Annotated in this window: 14 protein-coding genes, 1 tRNA gene and 3 rRNA genes; 12 read left to right on the top strand and 6 right to left on the bottom strand. The window is 67.9% G+C overall.

Annotated features, from left to right (window positions below; translation table 11 throughout):
- Positions 1-52: 52 nt before the first annotated feature.
- Positions 53-961: an SAF domain-containing protein gene (locus MANAM107_RS04085; protein ID WP_223911459.1), complete on the bottom strand. Its 909-nt coding sequence runs from the start codon at positions 959-961 to the stop codon at positions 53-55.
- Positions 962-1,169: 208 nt separating this feature from the next.
- On the bottom strand, positions 1,170-1,820 hold the full coding sequence (locus MANAM107_RS04080; protein WP_223911456.1) for a 5-formyltetrahydrofolate cyclo-ligase: 651 nt from the start codon (positions 1,818-1,820) through the stop codon (positions 1,170-1,172).
- 200 nt (positions 1,821-2,020) lie between these two features.
- Here MANAM107_RS04080 and MANAM107_RS04075 point away from each other — a divergent pair, with 200 nt between their 5' ends.
- From MANAM107_RS04075 to MANAM107_RS04060, 4 genes are all read left to right on the top strand, one after another.
- Positions 2,021-3,232 carry a molybdopterin molybdotransferase MoeA gene (locus tag MANAM107_RS04075; protein WP_223911453.1) on the top strand — a complete coding sequence of 404 codons (1,212 nt, stop codon included), beginning with the start codon at positions 2,021-2,023 and terminating at the stop codon, positions 3,230-3,232.
- Between the two features lie 9 nt (positions 3,233-3,241).
- Positions 3,242-3,958: a GNAT family N-acetyltransferase gene (locus MANAM107_RS04070; protein WP_223911450.1), complete on the top strand. Its 717-nt coding sequence runs from the start codon at positions 3,242-3,244 to the stop codon at positions 3,956-3,958.
- A 182-nt stretch (positions 3,959-4,140) separates the two neighbouring features.
- Positions 4,141-5,895: a hypothetical protein gene (locus MANAM107_RS04065; RefSeq protein ID WP_223911447.1), complete on the top strand. Its 1,755-nt coding sequence runs from the start codon at positions 4,141-4,143 to the stop codon at positions 5,893-5,895.
- A 151-nt stretch (positions 5,896-6,046) separates the two neighbouring features.
- A tRNA-Ala gene (locus tag MANAM107_RS04060) sits at positions 6,047-6,119 on the top strand.
- Positions 6,120-6,234: 115 nt separating this feature from the next.
- Here MANAM107_RS04060 and MANAM107_RS04055 read toward each other — a convergent pair.
- The 3 genes from MANAM107_RS04055 to MANAM107_RS04045 form a co-directional block, all read right to left on the bottom strand.
- Entirely contained in the window at positions 6,235-6,507 is a 273-nt protein-coding gene (locus MANAM107_RS04055) for a hypothetical protein (RefSeq protein WP_223911444.1), read from the bottom strand.
- A gap of 6 nt (positions 6,508-6,513) precedes the next feature.
- Positions 6,514-6,747: a hypothetical protein gene (locus MANAM107_RS04050; protein ID WP_223911441.1), complete on the bottom strand. Its 234-nt coding sequence runs from the start codon at positions 6,745-6,747 to the stop codon at positions 6,514-6,516.
- A 259-nt stretch (positions 6,748-7,006) separates the two neighbouring features.
- A complete protein-coding gene (locus MANAM107_RS04045; RefSeq protein WP_223911438.1) occupies positions 7,007-8,515 on the bottom strand; it encodes an MFS transporter in 1,509 nt (502 codons plus the stop codon).
- A 103-nt stretch (positions 8,516-8,618) separates the two neighbouring features.
- Here MANAM107_RS04045 and MANAM107_RS04040 point away from each other — a divergent pair, with 103 nt between their 5' ends.
- Positions 8,619-9,461, top strand: coding sequence for a helix-turn-helix transcriptional regulator (locus tag MANAM107_RS04040; RefSeq protein WP_223911436.1), 843 nt, complete (start codon positions 8,619-8,621; stop codon positions 9,459-9,461).
- A 350-nt stretch (positions 9,462-9,811) separates the two neighbouring features.
- Here the strand turns inward: MANAM107_RS04040 and MANAM107_RS04035 are convergent, their stop codons facing one another.
- Positions 9,812-10,231, bottom strand: coding sequence for a winged helix-turn-helix transcriptional regulator (locus MANAM107_RS04035; protein ID WP_223911433.1), 420 nt, complete (start codon positions 10,229-10,231; stop codon positions 9,812-9,814).
- 232 nt (positions 10,232-10,463) lie between these two features.
- On the opposite strand from MANAM107_RS04035, the gene MANAM107_RS04030 reads away from it, so the two are divergent.
- The 7 genes from MANAM107_RS04030 (at position 10,464) to MANAM107_RS04000 (ending at position 22,149) form a co-directional block, all read left to right on the top strand.
- Positions 10,464-11,291 (top strand): Rossmann-fold NAD(P)-binding domain-containing protein, encoded by an 828-nt coding sequence (locus MANAM107_RS04030; protein ID WP_223911431.1) that lies wholly within the window; start codon positions 10,464-10,466, stop codon positions 11,289-11,291.
- A 17-nt stretch (positions 11,292-11,308) separates the two neighbouring features.
- A complete protein-coding gene (locus tag MANAM107_RS04025; RefSeq protein WP_223911428.1) occupies positions 11,309-13,384 on the top strand; it encodes an OPT family oligopeptide transporter in 2,076 nt (691 codons plus the stop codon).
- 589 nt (positions 13,385-13,973) lie between these two features.
- Positions 13,974-15,509 (top strand): 16S ribosomal RNA (locus MANAM107_RS04020).
- Between the two features lie 486 nt (positions 15,510-15,995).
- Positions 15,996-19,186: ribosomal RNA gene (locus MANAM107_RS04015) — 23S ribosomal RNA — on the top strand.
- A gap of 282 nt (positions 19,187-19,468) precedes the next feature.
- Positions 19,469-19,585, top strand: a 5S ribosomal RNA gene (gene rrf, locus MANAM107_RS04010).
- Together the 16S, 23S and 5S rRNA genes form the textbook arrangement of a ribosomal RNA operon.
- A gap of 265 nt (positions 19,586-19,850) precedes the next feature.
- On the top strand, positions 19,851-20,645 hold the full coding sequence (locus tag MANAM107_RS04005; RefSeq protein ID WP_223911425.1) for a M48 family metallopeptidase: 795 nt from the start codon (positions 19,851-19,853) through the stop codon (positions 20,643-20,645).
- A 181-nt stretch (positions 20,646-20,826) separates the two neighbouring features.
- A complete protein-coding gene (locus tag MANAM107_RS04000) occupies positions 20,827-22,149 on the top strand; it encodes an LssY C-terminal domain-containing protein (protein WP_373314084.1) in 1,323 nt (440 codons plus the stop codon).
- Positions 22,150-22,199 lie beyond the last annotated feature (50 nt).

Below are 22,199 nucleotides of genomic sequence, written 5' to 3'. Positions count from 1 at the left end.
CGCCATCGGGGGAACGGAACAGACGCGCTCGGACTGCGCGGCCGCGGCGGCGTCACGGGCTCAGTACGATACCGAGCTCACCATTCGTGGCCGCACCAACTACCAGAGTAGCGTCACTCACCGGGACGGCAAGAGTCACAAGTGTGACCTTTCTCCCTGAGGTCCATTGATCGGCCTGCCCCACGGACTGCACGGAAATGACTCGGGCACCGCTGCTGAGGACGCGATGAGAGGGTGGGGCGAATACTCCTGGAGCCCCGGCCGGGGGCGGAATCTCGCGCTTCTCCTCCGCCTCGGCTTTACTGTCGTCCGTGGTGCCTGTGCCCTGACCGCCTCCACTGCCGCCGCTGACTCCGCCCGGATCCGGCCAATCCCCCTCCGCCCCGGTCTGCCCGGCCGCCGCCTGCGCCGGGACGCCGGTCCCTGTCTCTGAGGCCGCCGGGGCCTGGCCGACCAGATCCACACGGGCGCCGGGCTCGGCGAGCTCGGCGCCCACCTCGACCGGTACCTGCACCACCCGCTCCTGGTCGCTCAGCCCCCGGGTGAGGGCGGCACTGGTCATGGAGGTGGTCAGCACCGTGCCCGGCTCCAGGGCGATAGCCGTGCGCCGGCCGATGACCTCCTGCCCGGCCAGTCCCGAGGCGGGCAGCGCCTCGCCGGGCAGGCCGCGCCGCTCCACATCCTCGTGGCCCAGGACATGGCCGGCCTCCAGGGTGCGGGTGACCACCAGAGCCTCCTGACCCGGCGGCGCCGCCGGGTGCAGCACGCTGAGGACCATGAGCACGGCCCCGCCCAGGCACAGGGCCACCACGACGTGGCGGTAGCGCCACAGCAGGAGAGAGGGCCGGAGCCGCCGGGAGGCACGCCGCCGGTCAGGGCCACCGGTCGGGTGGGCGGAGTCGGCTGGGGCGGGGGAGCGGTCCCAGGAGCCGGCGCGGGCCAGGCGGTGAAGAAGCGTCATGCCTCCAGGCTGCGCCGTCCCGGCCCGGGCTGCACCGGTGAGTGCCGGCCCTGTGGAGGACGGCTGCATCCGCGGGCCCTGTGGAGCACGGCCCGGCGCGCAATGGCGCTGAACAGCGTCGAACGAGCGAGGCGGGCCGGGGCCTCCCGCGATCCCGGCCCCGTGCCTTTTGCGCCCTACCCCGGCCGGCGCCGCCGCTCAGGGGGCCTCAGGCACCGGCGGCGAAGCGGGAGCCCTCCAGGAGGAACCACTCCTGGGCGGTGATGACGGCATCGACCCGCTCGTCGTGCTCCTCGGTGGGCAGGGGGCCCTCGACCAGTTCATCGGGGTGGAGCAGGGCGAAGGCCAGCACGCCGTCGCGGCGCAGGGGCAGCATGCGGTCGTACCAGCCGCCGCCCTGCCCCAGGCGCCGACCGCCCCGGTCCACCGCCAGGGCGGGGACGATGAGGGCGTCGACCTCGGCGACCGCCTGGGCGGGCAGGGGGGAGCCGCTGGGCTCGGGGGGCCGCCCCGGGGCGCGCGTGCACAGATCCTCTCCCCCGTGGAACACCGCCCAGCAGCGGGCCAACTGGGGGCCCAGGGCGGGCAGCAGCACCTCCACCTCCCGCTCATGGAGGCGCTCGAGCAGCAGGCGGGTGCAGGGCTCGGTGCCGGTGGACACGAAGGCCGCCACCGACCGCGAGCCCTCCACCGCCTGGAGGGCGTGCTCGGTCAGCTCCTGGCAGATGCGGGTGTGGCCCTGCTCGGGATGGGGGTGGTGGGACCGGCGATGGGCGCGCAGGAGGGGGCGCAGCGTCTCCTTGGCATCATCGGCGGACAGCCGGCTGGTGTCGGGAAGGATGCGGGCGCCGTCGCTCATGGTCCTAGTCTCCCAGGTTCGTCGCGCGTGTGGGAACGCGAGCACCGGCGGATGCTGCCCGCGTGAGCGCTCCACCCCCAGTGGCGCCGGCAGCGGCGTGCTCGCCAGGCGCGGCGGGCCGTGGGCCCGGGGGCCTGAGTGGCGCCCTCGCGCCGGCGGGGCTCGCCTGGTCGCGCTGGCGTCCCGGTAGCCTGGCCCCTATGAGAACCGTCGCCGAGCACCTGGCCGCATGCCTTGAGATCGCCCAGGCGGCGCCCCCACTGGATGTGGTCCTGTCCGACGCCGTGGGCTGCGTGCTGGCCCAGGATGTGGTGGCCCCCATCGACCTGCCCGCTGTGGACCTGGCCGGCCTGGACGGCTACGCGGTCGGCTCGGCCCAGCTCGCGGGCGCCTCGCCGGGCGCCCCAGTCGCCCTGGAGGTCATCGATACGGTCCGCGCCGGCGATATGCGCCCCATGCGGCTGGTCCCCGGCGCGGCCATCCTCATCGACTCCGGCGCCCCCCTGCCCCTGGGGGCCGACGCCGTCGTGCCCTGGCAGGACTCCGACCGGGGCGAGTCCCGGGTGGCGCTCAGCCGCGCCGTCGGCCCGGGCGACCATGTGCGCCGCCGCGGGCAGGACGTGCGGGCGGGGGCCACTGTCCTGACCCGGGGCTCGCGCATCTCCGCCCGCCAGATCGCCCTGCTGGCGGGCCTGGGGCTGCACCGCGTGCGGGTCCACCCGGCGCCGAGGGTCGTGGTCATCTCGATCGGGGATGAGCTCATCGAGCCCGGCCAGGCCCGTGAGGCCGGCGACGTCTTCGACGCCAACGGTCACGCCCTGGCCTCGGCGGTCACCGACGCGGGCGGCCAGGCCTTCCGGGTGTCCGCGGTGCCCGATGAGCTGCGGGCCCTGGCCGAGACCATCGAGGACCAGCTGGTGCGCGCCGACATGCTCCTGACCACCGGCGGCCTGTCGGCGGGGCAGGGCGACACCGTCAAGGAGGTGCTCGCGCCCCTGGGCGGCGTGCGCTTCGACACCGTGGCCATGAGCCCGGGGCGCCAGTTGGGCCTGGGCCTCATCGAGGGCACCCCGATCTTCTGCCTGCCCGGTGACCCGGTCAGCGCCCAGATCGCCTTCGAGACCTTCGTGCGCCCCGTCCTGCGCCAGATCGCCGGCCGCCACAGCCTCCACCGCTCCTCGCTGCCCGCGCGGGTCGCCACCGGATGGCACTCCCCGGCGGGCAGGCGCGAGTTCGTGCCGGTGAGGCTCAGCGGCTCCCCCGCGCGGGGGTACACGGCCGAGCCGACCGCCCAGCCCGGTCGACGCAGCCTGCACGGCCTGGCCCAGGCCAACGGCATCGCCGTCGTGCCGGAGGAGACCCATACGGTGGTCGCGGGCGATACCCTGCACTGCCTCGTCCTGGACGCCTGAGGCCCGGCTGTGCCCGAGACAGTGCAGGGTCGGGGCGGTGGGGTGCTCGGCCGCCTCCTGGGGGCTCGGGCGCCCTCGCGCTTCGCCTGGCCCGTGCACCTGAGCCTGGAGGCGGGCCGATGGGGGCTGGTGCGCGGGGCCGCCATGGTGGTCCTGCGCCCGCTGCGAGTGGAGGATGAGCCCCGCTGGAGCGCGCTGCGGCTGGCCGACGACGCCCGCCTGCGGCCCTGGGAGGCGACCGTCCCGCCCGGAGGGGGTGAGGAGCTCGCCGGCTTCCGCCGCTATGTGCGCACCCAGGACCGCCGGGCGCGCCGAGGCGAGGCCATGATCCTCGCCGTGGAGGTCGACGGCGTGCTGGCCGGGCAGCTGTGCGTCGACCCCATCCAGTGGGGCTCGCTGCGCAGCGCCCAGGTGGGCTACTGGGTGGGGGCCGATCACGAGGGCCGGGGGGTCATGCGCCTGGCCGTGGCCATGATCCTCGACCATCTCCTGGGCCCGGGCGTGGGGCTGCACCGCGTGGAGATCAATGTGCGCCCGGAGAATGAGCGCAGCCTGAGGCTGTGCCGCAGCCTGGGACTGCGCCAGGAGGGGGAGCGCCACCACTACATGCATATCAACGGGGCCTGGGCTGATCATGTGTCCTTCGCGGTGGTGGCTGAGGAGCGGTCGGGGGAGCGGTCGGGCGGCGGTGCCTTCGTGCAGGAGCTCATCCGCCAGCAGCGCTGAAACGGATGTGACGTGAGAGGCCTGAGGGGATGGCGTGGCCAGTGTGGCTGAAAATGGCGTGATTCCGCCGATAATCCCAGGTAGTTCGCAGCCGACACGGAGTGTCAGTTCGCTGAGAGGCGGATCGTCGCGCATACGGTTGGACTGTGGGAATCGAGGTCTGGGCGTTTACGGCCCTCATCGTGATTCTCGCCGTGTACCTCCTGCCCTTCCTGGTGCGGCGTCGTGAGATGACGGGACGCGCCAATGTCCAGGACCGCTACTCCGCCGAGCTCCGCGTCCTGGCCACTGGAGTAGCAGCGCCCGAGCGCGACGGCACCTGTGAGAGCAGTGGGCATGCGGAGCTCTTCCGACGTCGACCAAAGGTGAGGGCGATGAACAGGCCCGCTGTCAGGAACGTGCGCGCCCTGCGCGCTGAGCGCGAGCTCATCCACGTCCGCAAGACGCACGCCCAGGCCCGGGAGCGCCGCCGGGTGGCGGCCTCCCATCGCGCCGTCGTGGCCTCCATCCTGCTCGGTGTTGCCCTGGGCGCCTGGGTGCTCGGCCTGCTCACGGCTCTGCCCTGGTGGCCGGCGCTGGTGCCCACGGCCCTGCTGGGGGTCTCCATGGCCGCCGGTCGGCGAGCGGCGATGGTCTCCGCGGCCGCCGATAAGCGCGAGCGGCGCCGGATCGCCGAGCTGGAGCGCGAGCTCATGGGGCTGACCGGCCGCCGTCCGGCCGTGCCGGTCGTGGCCTCCTCCCGTGCCGAGGGCGCCGCGCACGAGAGCGCCTCCGCCGTCGAGAGCGCCTCCAATGCGGAGTCGGCGGCGGGCTCCCACGGCGCCACGGTCTCCTCAGTGCGCGCCAGCCTGCCGGAGATCCTCCAGGAGCTGCGGGCTGAGAACGCCGAGAAGGAGCGGGCCCGGGCCGCTGAGCGCGCCGAGGCTGCCGACGAGGCCGGGGCCGCCAGGGACGGGGCTGCCCGTTCCGCCGGCCGGGAGGACCGCGCGCAGTCCGCCGAGCGCCGGGCCGCTGAGCGCGAGGAGCACCGGCGCCGTCGGAGTCAGGAGGAGCGGCGCGAGCGCGCCGAGCGCGAGCGGGCCGAGGCTGCTCAGCGCGCCGACGGCGCGAGGACTCCTGAGCCGGTGGAGGCGGCAGTGCCGGTGGGAGCCGCGACGCCGGTGGAGACGGCGACCTCGGTGGACAGCCCCGAGCGGGCGGGCGGTGGCAGCGAGTTCCACAGCGCCGTCGGCTCCTTCGAGGCCGTCAGCCCCGCCTGGTCCCAGATCGTGCCCGATGGCGAGCAGGACGGTGCGATCGAGGGCGCGTCCCCGGCGGAGCGCTCGGGCCCCCGCCACTCCACCGCCTCCAGTTCTGCGGCATCCCGCATCACAGCCTCCCCGGTGGCCTCCGATTCGACGGCTGAGCGCCGTCGTGCGGACTCCTCCGCGGGTGTCTCCCGGCGGCAGGCCGCCCCGGCCTCGGGGGAGGGGCGCTGGAGCCTGTCGGCCGAATCGGCCGAGTCGGTGGCAGCGCGTGCCGCGATCAGGGCGCGCACCGAGGATGAGGAGCGTGCGCGGTCGGGCGAGGAGGCCCCGAGCGGGCGCTCCACCGATGAGGCGCGAGGCTCCGGCAGCGGCGCGGGGTCCACGCGCAAGAGCATCAAGAAGGAGGCCCTGGCGGCCTTCCCCGACAAGAGCGTGGTCAAGGAGCCGACGACCTCGACGCCGCCCCAGGGCTGGCGCCCGATCAAGGTGCCTGCCCCCACCTACACGCTGGCGGCGCGCGCCCCCAAGCGCGTCTTCGCCGACCCGGTGGTCGATGAGGGCGCCTCGGCGCCGGTGCCCGCCCGCCCCCAGGCGGTGCGGACCTTCACGGCGCCGGACTTCAGCGAGCAGGACTTCCACCCCATCGACCTGGATGCGATCCTGGAGCGGCGCCGCGCCGCCGGGGAGTAAGCCCACCGGGACGCGAGCCGCGCACTCAGGGCCGCCGAGCGCGGGCCGGAGGAGCATGGCGGGTCGGACCGCGGGAAGGGCAGGTGGGCCGGCTCACCGTCGTCCGACTTGCTCCGCGCCCCCGGGGCGGTGCTACGATCAGGGGGCTCAAGGGGCTATGGCGCAGTTGGTAGCGCGTCTCGTTCGCAATGAGAAGGTCGGGGGTTCGAATCCCCCTAGCTCCACGGATACGTGGCCGTCACCATCAGGTGGCGGCCACTTTCCTTTGAGGCAACGCGGTCCGCCCGACCGGATCAAACGGGGAAGGTCCTCGCCCGCCTCTCCGGCGCGCATCGATCATCAGGCGCTGGTGCCGTACCGCTGGCGGGCGGCCTCGCCGCTCGTGCCGATCGCCTCGCCCACCTCGCGCCACGACAGGCTCTGCTCGCGTGCCGCGCGCACAGCCTCGGCGAGCTCCTTCTCGGCGACGTCACGTCGCCAGGCGGCCAGCCTGACCGCCATCGTGGAGGGGAGGGGTGCATCCTGGTCCCCAGGCTTCGGGTCGTAGTCCTCGAAGGCGTCGGCAAGCTCCTCAGCACGGGCCTCGATGTCTGCAAGCGAGCGTCGAGTCATGATGGTTCACCTCAGATACTTGGTTCGAGCCGGACGCATGGCGTGGGCGATGGCGATGACACCGTGCCACTCGATCACCCCGACCTCCACGAGGGTGCCGGTCTCATCTGGGCCGATGAACATCGTCATCGAGTCGTCTTGTACGAAATGGCGGACAGGGAAACGGAGCGCGTGGAGCATCGCTGCATCGGTGACGCTGTGCCGGTGGGCACTGTCGAGGATGATCGGCTCCTGCCCCATCTCGCAAGGCTACTTGCCGCACAGGGGATCGCCAAGCGTCACTGCGCATGCTTGATGACGAGTGTGCGGCCGGTCTCGCAGCTCGTGCCGATCGCCTCGCCCACCCCGCGCCACGACAGGCTCTGCTCGCGTGCCGCGCGCACAGCCTCGGCGAACTCCGGTGAGGTGGGGAACTGCCGAACACTCCAGCTGAGTGGCATCCGATCTGCTCACGAACCCCGATCACTGGGCGACGTTCTCAGCTCAACCACCGCGGCGTTCAGCGTGCTCTTTCAGCCTTCGGTATCCAGCGCAGCGCGAGCACCCCGAGGGCGATACTGAGAATCGCAGCGATGCTCACGGCGACGTGCAAGCCGTTGAGGAACGCCGACTTGGCTTGCACAAGCACCCCTGGTGCGGGATTCAGATCGAGCGTCTCGTCGAGGGTGGGCGCGAGATCGGGACCCGCGAGCCGGAAGATCAGGGCCGCGGCCGAGCCGAGGAGTGCGATGCCAAGAGCGTTGCCGATCTCGTTCGAGGTCTCGGCGATGGCAGCGGCCGATCCTGCCCGATTCGCGGGGACGGCGGCAACAGCGGTGTCTGCGACGAGGGCGAACGAGATGCCATAGCCGATACCTGCGACAACGGTGGAGGCGATGAACCAGCCGATCCCGCCGGTGATCGTGGTGGCCAGCAGCAGTGCGAGGCCTGCTGCCATCGAGAAGTGGGACAGTACGAGAGCGGCGCGCCCGCCGATCCGCTCGGTGATCCTCGGCGTGACGATGCACACTGTCGTGAGCACGGCTGCGCCGGGAAGGGCGAGCAGGGCCGCGGTGAGCACGGGCAGACCGAGCACGGACTGGAGGTAGATGCCGGTCAGGTAGGCGGTGGCCGACCATGCGAACAGCGAGAGCACGCCCGTGATGATCGCGACGCTGAAGATCTTCTCGCGGAACAGGGTCACGTCCAGCAACGGATACTCGAGCTTGCGCTGCCGTAGGACGAACCAGGCCAGCACGAGCCCCCCGATGATCCCCAGCACGGCGACTGGCCGAGTGGGGCCGTAGGCGGCGAATCTCTTGACCGTGTACACGGTCGCGAGCAGCCCTCCGGCGGATAGGAGGATGCTCGTCACATCGACCCTGCCGGGCCGGGTGGCCCTGACTTCACGGAGAACAAACGGAGCCGCTGTCAGGAAGAGCGCAACGACGGGAAGGTTGGCGAGGAACACCGATCCCCAGTCGAACCGGCTCAGTAGAAGCCCGCCGATGATCGGGCCGATGGCGAATCCAGTGGCGAAGGTCGCTGCGAAGATCCCGATGGCCTGGGATCGCTGCCGCGGATTCTCGAACAACTCGCTGAGCACCGCAAGGCCGGACGGGAGCAGGGTGGCCCCGCCCAGACCCATGAGGGCACGGAAGCCGATCAGCCATTCCGGCGATGCCGAGAGCGCTGCTCCGGCCGAGCCGAGGCCGAACACCGTCGCGCCGATCATGAGGAGCCTGAGTCTGCCGAAGCGGTCACCCAGGTTGCCGAAGGCGATCAGCAGGGAGCCGACGACGAAACCGTAGATGTCGAGGATCCAGAGAGATTGGTCGGCGGTCGGCGCGAGTGCGTGCGTGATCGTCGGCATTGTCAGGAATAGGATCGAGCCATCCATCGACACGAGCAATACCGGGCCGAGCACGACCAGCAGTCCGAACCAGGCCCGCCGATCCGCGCGTGCCGGCCTCGGCGAAGCCGGGGCAGAAGCATCGGGGGGCGGAGTGCTGCACGTTGCGTCGTTCATGCCTCTGACCCTCGGAGGGAGGGCGGAGTGCAGCCAGATCCCCGCGATGGGTACACCTGACAGGTGCAGGCAACCGGAAGGATCGCTGGTTATCCTCGGGGGCATGCCGACCGAGATCTTGACCGAGACCTTGGGCGTGTTCCTCAAAACCCGTCGCGGCCGCGTCACCCCTGGAGACGCCGGCCTGCATTCCTACGGAACTACGCGCCGGGTCACCGGTCTGCGGCGTGAAGAGCTTGCACAGCTGGCCGGCATGTCCGTCGGGTACTACACGCGACTGGAACAGGATCAATCGGGCACCGTCTCCCCGCAGGTGCTCGACGCGCTCGCCCGCGTTCTCAGCCTGGATGAGGCGGAGACGACCCATCTGCACAATCTCGCACACCGCTGCGGCCTCTCCCGGCTCAGTAGGCCGGAACCGGAGGTCCTCGCCCCACGGGTCTCGGCACTGCTGTCCTCGCTGGGTGAGAGCGTGCCCGCGATCGTGCTCGGCAGGCTCGGCGACGTACTCGCCTGGAACCGCACTGGTCATGCGCTCATGGCCGAGCACCTCGACCACGATGCTCCGGCGGATCCGGAGACGCGCCCCTCGATCCCTCTCATGTTCTTCCTCGACCCGCTGCACCGCGACCTCTACCGCAACTGGGACGAGCTGGCCCGCATCCACATCGGCTACCTCCGCCTCACCTCCGGCCGCTACCCGGAGGATGCGAAGCTCGCCGGACTGATCGGCGAGCTCGCGATGCACAGCCGCGAGTTCGCCAGGATCTGGGCCACCGGCGACGTCGCCGACTGCACCAGCGGCCCGATGCGCCTCCAGCACCCCACCATCGGTGCGGTGAACGTCGACTACCAGGTGTGGCTGCAGCCGGACAGCCCCGACCATCGCCTGGAGCTCTACACGCCCAGCGACGATGCCTCGCGTGAGGCGATCCATCTCCTGTAGCGAGCGGAGGCCCTTAGGCGGAGCGTGCCATGTCAGGCCTCGGGGATGGGGACCTTGGCGAAGGCGGGCCCGGCCTCACCGGGGGCGTGAGCCCGGTGGGCGGGGCGCGGGGCTCTCCAAGAACGACGTCGTTTCGCGACTTGGGCGTCACTTCGCTGAATGGACGTACCCTCCAGGTGTCGCCCTTTCCGCGAAGTGACGCCTTTGCCGCGACGTGACGTCCATCTGCGCGTCAGCCCCTCGCACGGGGCCCATGCCATTCACTGGTGGGGGCTCGTCCCCAGGGCGCTCGCAGAGGCCTCGACCACCTCCCAGTACGCCGCGACCTGCGCCTCCCAGGTGCTCATCGCTCAGCAGGCGCGGGCGTCGTAGGCGGCGCGGGCCCGGGTAATGGACTCGCGGTTGGCCGCCGACCAGTCGGTCAGCGCCTGAACCAGGTGCGTGAGGCCGGTGCCCATCGCAGTGAGCCGGTAGTCCACCTGGGCGGGGACCGTCGGGTAGACCGTGCGCTGTACCAGCCCATCGCGCTCCAGGCGGCGCAGCGTCACGGTGAGCATGCGCTGGGAGACGCCCTCGATCGCCCGCTCCAGCTCGCGGAAGCGCCGCGGCCCCGAGGCCAGCTCCACGATGACCAGCACCGACCACCGGTCCCCCAGTCGATCGAGCACGTCGCGTATGCCGCAGTCGGGGTGGTCGCGCCTCCCGCAGGGAGCCAGCGGCGCCGCCCCGCCACTGGCCTGCGGGGTTACCCCCGTGTTCGTCACTGACATTGATGTGCCTCCTTGTGCGCGTGACGACCGGCCTTGAGGATGCCGTCCAGCGGGCCCGGCCGCAGGCAGGGCTCCCGGGCACTCCGGTCCCCTCCGGCAGCCGGAGGCCCTGGGACAACCTTGGCACAGTCGCAGCCGCCGATCCGGCGACGACGTCGGACGCCCTCTGCCAGCCCTCCGGCTGCCTCCGGCCGCACCGCACCCCAGCAGTCCTTGAACGGAGAGACAGCACATGATCCTGGTCACCGGCGCGAGCGGTCAGCTCGCCACCCTCATCCTCGACCATCTCACCCATCGGGGCGCCCCGGTCCTCGGCGCCAGCCGCACGCCGCGCGCCGGCGATCGCGCCATGGATTTCGACCGGCCTGCGAGCATCGACCTCACCGGCGTCGACACCCTGGTCCTCATCTCGGCGGGCTACGCGGAGGACGACGTCGTCATCGCCCGCCACCGCGCGGTCCTGGAGGCCGCCCGCCGCGACGGCGTGGGCCATGTCATCTACCTCAGCCTCATAGGCGAGGGCGACCACCTGGGCTTCGCCCTGGCCCACCGGGTCACCGAGCGGATGCTCACCGACCCCACTGGCGGCCCGCAGTGGACGATCCTGCGCAACGGCCTGTACGCCGAGCTGGTGGGCGGCCTGCTGACCTGGGAGGACGGCGCCCTGTGCTCCCCCTTCGGCGAGGGGGCCGTGGCGGCGCCCACCCGCGAGGATCTGGCGCGCTGCGCCGTCGAGGTCGCCCTCAGCCCGGGGGCGCACCGTGGGCGCGTCTACGAGCTGACCGGTCCGGCCTTCACCGCCGTCCAGCTCGGTGCCACCATGGCGGTACCCGTGCGCGACCTCGGCCTGGAGGCCTACCGGGCGCGGCTGGCGGCCACCCCGGGGCTGGCGCCCTTCCAGGGGCCCATGCTGGTCAGCATCGCCAGCTCGATCCGCCACGGCCTCCTGGCCCGTCACCATGGCGACCTGGCGGGCCTGCTGGGCCGGGAGCCGGCGCCCGGACTGGAGGCGGCGCGGCGGCGCGGTGCTAGTCTGCCGATGACCCTGACATCCGATTGAATGCGAAAGTAAGCATGATGTCCTCATCACCCTCCACCGGCGCAGGCCGGGCGCCGTCCGCTGGGACCGGTGCCGCCATCAAGGAGCTGACCCTGCGCGGCATCGTCATCGGCGGTGTCATCACCCTGGTCTTCACCGCCGCCAACGTCTACCTGGGGCTCAAGGTGGGGCTGACCTTCGCCACCTCCATCCCGGCCGCCGTCATCTCCATGGCGATCCTGCGCCACTTCGCGGATCACACGATCCAGGAGAACAACATCGTCCAGACGATCGCCTCAGCGGCCGGCACCCTGTCGGCGATCATCTTCGTCCTCCCCGGCCTGGTGATCATCGGCTGGTGGACCGGCTTCCCCTACTGGACGACGGTCTTCATCATCGCCCTGGGCGGCACCCTCGGCGTCATGTACTCCATCCCCCTGCGCCGCGCCCTGGTCACCCACTCCGACCTGCCCTACCCCGAGGGCGTGGCCGGGGCCGAGGTGCTGCGCGCGGGCGATACCCACGAGGGCACCCAGGAGTCCCAGCAGGGGCTGAGGATCATCCTGTGGGGCGCCCTGGCCTCGGCCGGGATGTCCCTGCTCACCTCGCTCAAGGCGATCGGGACCAGTCTCAACGCCGTCTTCCGCGTCGGCAGCGGGGCGACGGCGATCGGCACCTCCCTGTCCCTGGCGCTCATCGGCGTCGGGCACCTGGTGGGCATCGGGGTGGGTATCGCCATGATCGTGGGCCTGGTCATCTCCTACCTCATCCTCCTGCCCCTGCGCACCAGTGGGCAGGCGGCCGGCGTGGACGGCAAGGAGGGCCTGGCCGAGCTGGCCAGCACGATCTTCGCCCAGGATGTGCGCTTCATCGGTGCCGGCGCGATCGCCGTGGCCGCCATCTGGACCTTCCTGAAGATCCTGGGCCCCATCGTGGGCGGTATCCGCGAGTCCATGGCCTCCAGTGCCCGGCGCGCCAGCGGCCAGGAGGTGCCCCTGACCGAGCAGGACCTGTCCATCAAGGTGGTGGCGGGCACCACCGTGGCCGCCATGCTCCCCATCGGGGTTCTGCTGTGGCTCTTCGTCAAGGACACCATGCTCACGGGCAGCGCCTGGGGCCTGGTCATCGTGGCGGTCCTCTACGTCTTCCTCACCGGCCTGGCCGTGGCCTCGGTCTGCGGCTACATGGCCGGGCTCATCGGCGCCTCGAACTCGCCGATCTCCGGTGTGGGCATCCTGGCCGCGATCACCGCCGCCCTGCTCATCCGGGCGGTGGCGGGGGCCGCCGACGGCGATCAGACCGATGCGCTCATCGCCTACACGCTGTTCACCACGGCCATCGTCTTCGGGGTCGCCACCATCTCCAATGACAACCTCCAGGACCTCAAGACCGGTCAGCTGGTGGGCGCCACGCCTTGGAAGCAGCAGGTCGCCCTGATCATCGGTGTGCTCTTCGGCGCGGTGGTCATCCCGCCGGTGCTCGACCTCATGCAGGCCGCCTTCGGCTTCGCCGGGGCGCCCGGTGCGGGGGACAAGGCCCTGGCGGCCCCTCAGGCCTCCCTCATCTCCTCCCTGGTCTCCGGGGTCTTCGGCGGCTCCATCGACTGGGGCCTCCTGGGGCTGGGGGCTGCGATCGGCGTTGGGGTCATCGTCATCGACGAGGTGCTTCGGCGCACGACGTCGAACAAGGTCCTGCCCCCGCTGGCGGTGGGCATGGGCATGTACCTGCCGGCGGCCGTGACGCTCATCATCCCCATCGGCGCGCTCCTGGGGCTCATCCACGACCGCTGGGCCGATCGCTCCGCCAACCCCGAGAAGGTCAAGCGCCTGGGCACGCTCATGGCCACCGGCCTCATCGTGGGGGAGAGCCTCTACGGGGTGGTCTTCGCCGGGATCGTTGCCGGTACCGGTGAGGAGGAGCCGCTGGCGGTGGTGCCCGAGAGCTTCACGGGCATCGCCACCTGGCTGGGGACTGCGCTGTTCCTCGCGGTGGTGTGGGCGCTGTACCGCATGGCCCGCACCGGCGGCGCCCAGGTGCCCGACGGCGGTGCCGCAGTGCCGGCGACCGCGGGCTCACCGGCCGCGTCGACGGGTGAGGCCGCCGGGGAGGACTGACAGGGGCGAGCAGGGCTGGGCCCGACTGGCTTCTGCGGGCTGCGCGGGCGCCGACTGTGGATTCAGGGGATGAGGGCAGTGGTGGGGAGGGCCGAGAGGGAACGGGAAACAGCCCTCGGGGCTCTCGTGTTGCAGGTCACGCAGAATCTGTTTGACAGTCGGGCCCGCCTCAGGGTTAGAGTTCTCTCCGCTGCCAGGGGCCGGCAAGGCCTCCAAGCAGTTCGGACGAGGCTCCTTGACCGATAAGGATTCAGCATCGCTGAATTCCGATCAGGAGGGCGGGGCGCGACTTCGAGACCAGGGTCACGAGATTCTGATTTGATTTCAAAGTCGCAACTCGCATAAACTAGTCCGGTCGCCTTCGGGAGGCTTCAGGAGAGTTTCTTCTGAAAAGCCCGCTGGGTGTGTTGTTTGAGATCTCGATAGTGTGTCATGTTTTTTATGCCATGTTGGGCTTGATGATGGTTCTGTGTGCTGCATGTTTTGTGTGGTGTGTGGGGTTGTTGTTGGGTCTGTTTTGTTTTTGGTTTGCCTGCCTTGTTTTTTGTGGGGTGGGTTGGGCCATGGGGATAGTTTTCTCTGATTGTTTTGTTTGGAGAGTTTGATCCTGGCTCAGGACGAACGCTGGCGGCGTGCTTAACACATGCAAGTCGAACGGTGAAGCCCTTTTTTGGGTGGATGAGTGGCGAACGGGTGAGTAACACGTGAGTAACCTGCCCCCTTCTTCTGGATAACCTCATGAAAGTGGGGCTAATACGGGATATTCTGGTCTGTGCGCATGCATGGGTTGGGAAAGGTTTTTTTCTGGTGGGGGATGGGCTCGCGGCCTATCAGCTTGTTGGTGGGGTGATGGCCTACCAAGGCGGTGACGGGTAGCCGGCCTGAGAGGGTGGACGGCCACACTGGGACTGAGACACGGCCCAGACTCCTACGGGAGGCAGCAGTGGGGAATATTGCACAATGGGCGCAAGCCTGATGCAGCGACGCCGCGTGAGGGATGGAGGCCTTCGGGTTGTGAACCTCTTTCGCCAGTGAAGCAGGCTCATCTCTTTGTGGGTGGGTTGACGGTAGCTGGATAAGAAGCGCCGGCTAACTACGTGCCAGCAGCCGCGGTAATACGTAGGGCGCGAGCGTTGTCCGGAATTATTGGGCGTAAAGAGCTCGTAGGCGGCTGGTCGCGTCTGTCGTGAAATCCTCTGGCTTAACTGGGGGCTTGCGGTGGGTACGGGCCGGCTTGAGTGCGGTAGGGGAGACTGGAATTCCTGGTGTAGCGGTGGAATGCGCAGATATCAGGAGGAACACCGGTGGCGAAGGCGGGTCTCTGGGCCGTTACTGACGCTGAGGAGCGAAAGCGTGGGGAGCGAACAGGATTAGATACCCTGGTAGTCCACGCCGTAAACGTTGGGCACTAGGTGTGGGGGGCCTTTTCCGGGTTCTTCCGCGCCGTAGCTAACGCATTAAGTGCCCCGCCTGGGGAGTACGGCCGCAAGGCTAAAACTCAAAGGAATTGACGGGGGCCCGCACAAGCGGCGGAGCATGCGGATTAATTCGATGCAACGCGAAGAACCTTACCAAGGCTTGACATGAGGGCGATCGTCCCGGAGACGGGGCTTCCATTTTTTGGCGCTCTTACAGGTGGTGCATGGTTGTCGTCAGCTCGTGTCGTGAGATGTTGGGTTAAGTCCCGCAACGAGCGCAACCCTTGTCCTGTGTTGCCAGCACGTTGTGGTGGGGACTCGCGGGAGACTGCCGGGGTCAACTCGGAGGAAGGTGGGGATGACGTCAAATCATCATGCCCCTTATGTCTTGGGCTTCACGCATGCTACAATGGCCGGTACAGAGGGCTGCGATGCTGTGAGGCGGAGCGAATCCCTTAAAGCCGGTCTCAGTTCGGATCGGTGTCTGCAACTCGACACCGTGAAGTTGGAGTCGCTAGTAATCGCAGATCAGCAACGCTGCGGTGAATACGTTCTCGGGCCTTGTACACACCGCCCGTCACGTCATGAAAGCTGGCAACACCCGAAGCCCGTGGCCCTATGGGGAGCGGTCGAAGGTGGGGCTGGTGATTGGGACGAAGTCGTAACAAGGTAGCCGTACCGGAAGGTGCGGCTGGATCACCTCCTTTCTAGGGAGTTTCTTTCTTGGTGTGCTGGCCTGGTGGGGTCTGGTGCTGGGTTTGTTGCCGTAGCCCTGTGTGGGTGCGGGCCTGGTGCTGGGTCTGGGGCTGGTGGGCCTGGAGTGTTGGCGTGGTGTAGGGAACTGCTGCTGTCTGGTGCGCTCCTTGGCTCCTTCTTGTTTGGGGGGGTGGGGGTGTGGTGGGTGGTGGTGCGGCCTGGTCCTGGGGGTGCCCTTCCTTGTGGGGGGTGGTCGTGGGGTGGGGCTGGTGGCATGCTGTCGGGTTCTGGGGCAATCGTGCCCTGGGTGGCCTGGCCGCTGGCCGCATCCTGAGGGGGGTGTGGTTGGTGGTGTGGGTGGGTTGGTTGTGAACTGTATAGTGGGCGCGAGCATCTGATGAGGGCCCCGCGCGTGCATCTGGTGTTGCCTGGTGTGGTGTGGGGTTCTTGTTGGTAGTGCTGTATGTGTTTTTGGTGTTCTGTTTGTGTTTTGTTTGTGTTTTGTTTTTTTGAGCGTTCGGTGGATGCCTTGGCATCAGGGGCCGATGAAGGACGTGGTGGCCTGCGATAAGCCTCGGGGAGCCGGCTGGCGGGCTGTGATCCGAGGGTTTCCGAATGGGGGGACCCGGCACGAGTTATGTCGTGTCACCTGCGTCTGAATTGTATAGGGCGTGGGGGGTGACGCGGGGAAGTGAAACATCTCAGTACCCGTAGGAGAAGATATTCCGTGAGTAGTGGCGAGCGAAAGCGGATGATGGCTAAACCGTGTGCGTGTGATACTCGGCAGGGGTTGCGTGCGTGGTGTTGTGGGGCTCTGCTGTTGCTCTTCTGCCGGAGGGCGGTGCGTGCGTGTGCTGGTAGCCGAAGCGTCTGGGATGGCGTGGCGTAGTGGGTGAGACCCCCGTAGGTTGAACTGGTGCGTGTGTGTGCGGGTGGGGTGCCCGAGTAGCACGGGGCTCGTGGAATCCTGTGTGAATCTGCCAAGACCACTTGGCTGCCTGAATACCTCCTGATGACCGATAGTGGATAGTACCGTGAGGGAATGGTGAAAAGTACCCCGGGAGGGGAGTGAAATAGTACCTGAAACCGGGCGCTTGCAAGCCGTCAGAGCCTCGTGTCCTCATTTTTGGGGGTGTGGGGTGGTGGCGTGCCTTTTGAAGAATGAGCCTGCGAGTCAGTGGCGTGTCGCGAGGTTAACCCGTGGGGGGTAGCCGTAGCGAGAGCGAGTCCGAAATGGGCGAGTGTAGTGGCGCGTTCTGGACCCGAAGCGGGGTGATCTACCCATGGCCAGGTTGAAGCACGTGTAAGAGCGTGTGGAGGACCGAACCCACCTAGGTTGAAAACTGGGGGGATGAGCTGTGGGTAGGGGTGAAAGGCCAATCAAACTCCGTGATAGCTGGTTCTCCCCGAAATGCATTTAGGTGCAGCGTCGTGTGTTGCCCGGCGGAGGTAGAGCTACTGGGTGGCTGATGGGCCCCACAGGGTTACTGACGTCAGCCAAACTCCGAATGCCGTCGGGTATGAGCGCGGCAGTGAGACCGCGGGGGATAAGCTCCGTGGTCGAGAGGGAAACAGCCCAGATCGCCGGCTAAGGCCCCTAAGCGTGTGCTAAGTGGGAAAGGATGTGCGGTCGCGCAGACAACCAGGAGGTTGGCTTAGAAGCAGCCATCCTTGAAAGAGTGCGTAATAGCTCACTGGTCAAGTGGTCGTGCGCCGACAATGTAGCGGGGCTCAAGCACACCGCCGAAGCCGCGGATCCCCGGCGTGTTCCCCAGCGTCCCACCTGTTGTGGGGTGTTCAGGGGCCGGGGGTGGTAGGGGAGCGTCCTGCGTGGGGTGAAGCCCGGGAGTGATCGTGGGTGGACTGCGTGGGAGTGAGAATGCAGGCATGAGTAGCGATACTAGGGTGAGAAGCCCTAGCGCCGAATGACCAAGGGTTCCAGGGCCAGGCTAGTCCGCCCTGGGTGAGTCGGGACCTAAGGCGAGGCCGACAGGCGTAGTCGATGGATGACGGGTTGATATTCCCGTACCGGCGAAGCACCGCCCATGCTGACGCGCGGGTGCTGACCCACGCCCGGGTCTCCTGTGTGCCATGGCTGCTGCTGCCCTTCGGGGTGGTGGGGCTGTGGTGGGGGGCCGGGGTCTGGGGACCCTCCGTGCAGGTAGGCAAGCGTATTAACAGGGGTGACGCACAGTGGTAGCCTCCGCGGGCCTGATGGCTTGGCCCGTTCAAGCGCGCAGCCCGGTCCCCAGGCAAATCCGGGGGCCAGCCGCCAGTTGGTGGCAGGGGTGAGGCGTGATGGTGACCCCACCGGTGGTGGGGGATAGCAGGGTGATCCTGGGGTGCCGAGAAAAGCCTCGACGCGATGGTGCCAGCCGCCCGTACCCTAAACCGACACAGGTGGTCGGGCAGAGTATGCCTAGGCGCACGAGTGAATCATGGTTAAGGAACTCGGCAAAATGCCCCCGTAACTTCGGGAGAAGGGGGGCCCGAGCCCTGAAGCCCCGTTGCGGGCTAGGGGTGAGGGTCGCAGAGGCCAGGGAGAAGCGACTGTTTACTAAAAACACAGGTCCGTGCGAAGCCGTAAGGCGATGTATACGGACTGACGCCTGCCCGGTGCTGGAAGGTTAAGAGGAGCCCTCAACCACCCTTCGTGGTGGTGAAGGGGTGAATTTAAGCCCCAGTAAACGGCGGTGGTAACTATAACCATCCTAAGGTAGCGAAATTCCTTGTCGGGTAAGTTCCGACCTGCACGAATGGCGTAACGACTTCTCCGCTGTCTCAACCATGAGCTCGGCGAAATTGCACTACGAGTAAAGATGCTCGTTTCGCGCAGAAGGACGGAAAGACCCCGGGACCTTTACTACAGCTTGGTATTGGCGTGCCTCATAGCTTGTGCAGGATAGGTGGGAGACAATGAGACCATCGCGTCAGCGGTGGTGGAGTCGGCCTTGAGATACCACTCTGGTTATGGTGCGCGCCTGAACCTGGGCCCGTGATCCGGGTCAGGGACAGTGCCTGGTGGGTAGTTTAACTGGGGCGGTTGCCTCCTAAAGAGTAACGGAGGCGCTCAAAGGTTCCCTCAGCCTGGTCGGCAACCAGGTGTTGAGTGCAAGTGCACAAGGGAGCTTGACTGCGAGACCGACGGGTCGAGCAGGTACGAAAGTAGGAACTAGTGATCCGGCGATCCCGTGTGGGTGGGTCGTCGCTCAACGGATAAAAGGTACCCCGGGGATAACAGGCTGATCCTGCCCAAGAGTCCATATCGACGGCATGGTTTGGCACCTCGATGTCGGCTCGTCGCATCCTGGGGCTGGAGCAGGTCCCAAGGGTTGGGCTGTTCGCCCATTAAAGCGGTACGCGAGCTGGGTTTAGAACGTCGTGAGACAGTTCGGTCCCTATCCTCTGCGCGCGCAGGAGACTTGAGGAGGCCTGTCCCTAGTACGAGAGGACCGGGACGGACGAACCTCTGGTGTGCCAGTTGTCCCGCCAGGGGCACGGCTGGTTGGCTACGTTCGGGACGGGTAACCGCTGAAAGCATCTAAGCGGGAAACCATCTCCAAGACCAGGTCTCCACACCCCCCAGTGGGGTGGAAGGCCCCCAGTAGACCACTGGGTGGATAGGCCAGAAGTGTACAACCAGTAATGGTACAAGCTGACTGGTACTAATCGGCCAACACAAAACACACACCCACCCAAGACTCATGGGGCGGGTGAGAGCACGCGAGCACCACACACACCAAGCGCCCACTATACGGTCCACAACCAACCCAACCACCCACACACACCCGCGCAAGAGAATGCGAGTGCGTGTGTGGGGGCACACCCCCCGGGACAACACCCGGATCACACCACATAACACTATAGACGACCAACCACCACCCCCCGCCGCCCACACAAGGCACACCAAAAAGGCAGGGAGGGTGACCCAAGGGCCCACCCACCACACAGCGGCCCACCCTATAGACGTCTCGGTGGTCACAGCGGCAGGGAAACGCCCGGACCCATCCCGAACCCGGAAGCTAAGCCAGCCAGCGCCGATGGTACTGCACCCGCCAGGGTGCGGGAGAGTAGGACACCACCGAGCACACACCACAACGGCCCCGCACACCCCACCACAAAAAAAAGGGGCGTGCGGGGCCGGTATCATCCCCACCCTTCGCCATCCCACACTGTCTGCGAATGGAGCAACGATGCCAGGCTCTCAGAGCGCGGCTGACGATCAGGCTGCGCGGCGCGTCGGCGCCGGGCATGACGGGGCCATGCCCGCGTCCAGGAGTGAGAGCGAACCGCCGTCAACAGCGAGGCGGCTGCCCTCGGTCTCAGCGCTCAGGCACCGCGCTGAAGTACCGATGATCGTGCTCGCGCTGCTCCTCAACGTCGCCCTCATCGTGGCAGCGATCGTCCTCCTGCTTCATCGCCAGGAGCTGCCGGGATACCTCAGCGGGGTCATTCCTGCCCTCTTCCTGGCGCCATTCGCGGCGTTCATCCTCATCCGCTTCCAGTACTGGAGCACCATCGCCAACGGTGTGGAGGTCACCAGCAAGCAGTTCCCCGAGATCTGGGGCCTGCTCCAGGAGCTCTTCCCCGTCATGGGATTCACCGCGGACGCACCCCGCGCGAACGACCGCATCCCCCGCGTCTACCTCGTCAACGGTAACGGGGTCATGAACGCCTTCGCCAGCAAATGCGCTGTCACGAGGGGCTACGTCGTCCTTCATAGTGATCTGGTCGATACCGCCTACGATCACGGGAACATCGAGGGCCTGAGATTCGTGCTCGCCCACGAGCTCGCTCACATCAAGTGCGGGCACGTCAGTATCTGGCGCACGATTCTGCACCCGGCGCTGGCACTGCTCAGGCTCGATACCTCCCTGACCCGCGCCCAGGAGTACACCGCCGATCGGACGGCGGCATTCGTCAGTCCGCATGGAGCCCTGGAGGTGGCCCGTATCCTCTACGCGGGTAAGCACATGGGTGCGCGCATGGACCTCGATGAGTACATGCATTCCATGACCACCCACAAGGATGGCATCTGGCTGCGCATCGTCAACCTCCTGTCTAGCCACGCCGTGGGATTCCGCCGTATGGAGGCCCTCCGTGCCGCCTCCCAGGGGCAATGGGACGTGCACGGCAGGATGCTGTAGCGTCTGGTGCTCCCGGTCCACCGGCGCCGTCATCATGCCGGTGCCAGCACCGGAGTTATAGATTGGGCGCATGATGGCATCCTCGCAAAGCGGCTCTCCCGGCGTCTCGCAGGCCAGGCCCACCACTCGGCCCCGGCCCTCCACTAGGCCCGTCTACCGGACCAGCTCGGACAAACTCTCCATGTCCGACGCCCGGCCCTGGAGCATCGACGATGTCATCGACGCCGTGTTCTTCGCTATCGCCGCTCTGGGCACATTGTGGCTGGCGTGGCTGCTGCTCGGCTCAGGATGGCACCTCAGCGCCCGCTTCGTCGTCGGCGTCATCTGCTTCTGGGCAGTCCTGGCCTACCTGGCCCTGCCCCGCATGCACCAGGTTCTCACCTGGCTCTACGTGCCCGACTACTTCATCGGCCGTACCCGGACCGCCGACGGCCTCCTTGGGGACCCCGTCAACCTCGCCCTGCGGGGCGAGGAGGAGGACATCCATGAGGCGATGACCGCAGCGGGCTGGGTGCGCGCCGACCCCATCACGCTGCGCTCCTCCTGGGGCATCATCGTCTCCTCCGTCATGCGCCGCTCCTATCCCGCAGCGCCGGTCTCCGACCTCATGCTCTTCGGCCGCAAGCAGGACTTCGCCTACCAGAAGGAGGTCGAGGGCAACCCCGCCCAGCGCCACCACATCCGCTTCTGGCGCACCCCGGACAACTGGCTGCTCCCCGGAGGCCAGCAGGTCGACTGGCTGGCGGGCGCCACCTACGACCGCTCCGTGGGCTTCTCCGCCCTCACCTTCCAAGTCACCCACAAGATCGACGCCGATATCGATATCGAGCGCGACTACGTCGTCGACGACGTGCGCTGGGCCAGCAGTGCGGCCGAGCTCGAGATCTGGAACGACTACTTCACCGCCTACCACGACAAGAACGGCGGCGGTGACCGCATCATCACCGACGGCGACCTCTACGTCCTCGACCTCAGCGAGGTGGTCCCGGGCCCGCAGAGCCCCCGGCACGATGCCGAGCTCGCCAGAGCCCGCCAGGAGGAGGCCGGGGCGCGCCGGAGCCGCCCGCCCGAGCTCATCGGGGCCATCGTGCTGCTGGCGCTCATGGTCATCAACGACTTCGTGACCTTCTTCCTGGGCGGTGCGTTCTCCCAGGCCATCGGCGAGGTGAGGGCCTCCGACGGTACGCAGACCGGGGAGGCCTTCGCCGCAGCCATGGTCGTCCTCGCGGGGGTCATCATGATCGTCACCATCATCCTGGCGATCGCCACCTGGCTGGGGCACCCGCGGTGCCGCATCGCACTCATGGTGCTCCTGACCCTGAACATGACCAACATGATGACGCAGGTCCTCGCCATCGGGGTGCGTCAGGCCTCCTGGGGGCTCATCGTCTCCACGGCGCTCAACGTCCTGGCACTCCTGGCGATGTCGGCCCGCGCCTGCCAGCAGTGGGAGCGCTTCCGAAAGGAGGAGCGGCAGGCCGCCCGCCTCCGCGCCTCCCACTGACCCGCCCGTGCGGGCCAGGCTCCACCGAGAAGCGCTGCCCGGCCTACGTG

It is taken from the genome of Actinomyces capricornis, assembly GCF_019974135.1.
Lineage (GTDB): Bacteria > Actinomycetota > Actinomycetes > Actinomycetales > Actinomycetaceae > Actinomyces > Actinomyces capricornis.
This window is presented reverse-complemented; position numbering and strand designations above follow the sequence as displayed.

Excerpts from the sequence above, each read along its gene's own strand:
- MANAM107_RS04085 (WP_223911459.1), bottom strand. The coding sequence starts at position 961 with ATGACGCTTCTTCACCGCCTGGCCCGCGCCGGCTCCTGGGACCGCTCC.
- MANAM107_RS04080 (WP_223911456.1), bottom strand. The coding sequence starts at position 1,820 with ATGAGCGACGGCGCCCGCATCCTTCCCGACACCAGCCGGCTGTCCGCC.
- MANAM107_RS04075 (WP_223911453.1), top strand. The coding sequence starts at position 2,021 with ATGAGAACCGTCGCCGAGCACCTGGCCGCATGCCTTGAGATCGCCCAG.
- MANAM107_RS04055 (WP_223911444.1), bottom strand. The coding sequence starts at position 6,507 with ATGACTCGACGCTCGCTTGCAGACATCGAGGCCCGTGCTGAGGAGCTT.
- MANAM107_RS04050 (WP_223911441.1), bottom strand. The coding sequence starts at position 6,747 with ATGGGGCAGGAGCCGATCATCCTCGACAGTGCCCACCGGCACAGCGTC.
- MANAM107_RS04045 (WP_223911438.1), bottom strand. The coding sequence starts at position 8,515 with ATGAACGACGCAACGTGCAGCACTCCGCCCCCCGATGCTTCTGCCCCG.
- MANAM107_RS04040 (WP_223911436.1), top strand. The coding sequence starts at position 8,619 with ATGCCGACCGAGATCTTGACCGAGACCTTGGGCGTGTTCCTCAAAACC.
- MANAM107_RS04035 (WP_223911433.1), bottom strand. The coding sequence starts at position 10,231 with ATGTCAGTGACGAACACGGGGGTAACCCCGCAGGCCAGTGGCGGGGCG.
- MANAM107_RS04030 (WP_223911431.1), top strand. The coding sequence starts at position 10,464 with ATGATCCTGGTCACCGGCGCGAGCGGTCAGCTCGCCACCCTCATCCTC.
- MANAM107_RS04025 (WP_223911428.1), top strand. The coding sequence starts at position 11,309 with ATGTCCTCATCACCCTCCACCGGCGCAGGCCGGGCGCCGTCCGCTGGG.
- MANAM107_RS04005 (WP_223911425.1), top strand. The coding sequence starts at position 19,851 with ATGATCGTGCTCGCGCTGCTCCTCAACGTCGCCCTCATCGTGGCAGCG.
- MANAM107_RS04000 (WP_373314084.1), top strand. The coding sequence starts at position 20,827 with ATGTCCGACGCCCGGCCCTGGAGCATCGACGATGTCATCGACGCCGTG.